The 620-nt window shown below is 59.2% G+C and carries 1 protein-coding gene; it reads left to right on the forward strand.

What is annotated here, in order from left to right; translation table 11 throughout:
* Window positions 1–18: 18 nt before the first annotated feature.
* Window positions 19–620: fasciclin domain-containing protein (locus BRA49_RS06215; protein WP_292384436.1), on the forward strand; the 602-nt coding region annotated here is incomplete at its 3' end.

A 620-nucleotide genomic window follows, 5' to 3' on the forward strand; every position in this document is an offset into this window, starting at 1 on the left:
CCGACCCCAACCGGGAATGTGACGCCGACCCCAACCGGGAATGTGACCCCGACGCCGACCGGGAACGTGACGCCGACGCCGACCGGGAACGTGACGCCGACGCCGACGGTGACACCACCTGGCGGGGACATCACCCGTGAGATCGTTGAAGGGCTCTCGGGGGAGGAGAACCTGACGACGTTCGTCGCGGCCGTAAACAACTCGACTATCGGCGAGAGCCTCGAAGAGAACGGGAGTTACGTCATATGTGCTCCGACCAATGACGCATTTGCCGGTATCGACAACCAGACGCTCTCGGTTATCCTGAGCGACACGACGCTCCTTAACACCATCATCGGGTATCATGTCATCCCGGGAGACTACACGATTGAAGAACTCGTGATGCTGTGTCAGAATTCGACTGACGGCCAGATCTCTCTGCCGACAGTTGAGGGATCGGATGTCAACGTCTCGTTTGTCAACGGCCAGCTGACCATCAACAACTTCATCGTCATAACCCAGATCGAGATCACGAACAACATTGTCGTCTACGTGATCGACGGCGTCCTGATCCCACCGGATTCCATGATCCCGACCCCGACGCCGACCGGGAATGTCACGCCGACCCCGACCGGGAACGT

The sequence above is a fragment of the Methanoculleus sp. UBA430 genome, assembly GCF_002506585.1.
Lineage (GTDB): Archaea > Halobacteriota > Methanomicrobia > Methanomicrobiales > Methanoculleaceae > Methanoculleus.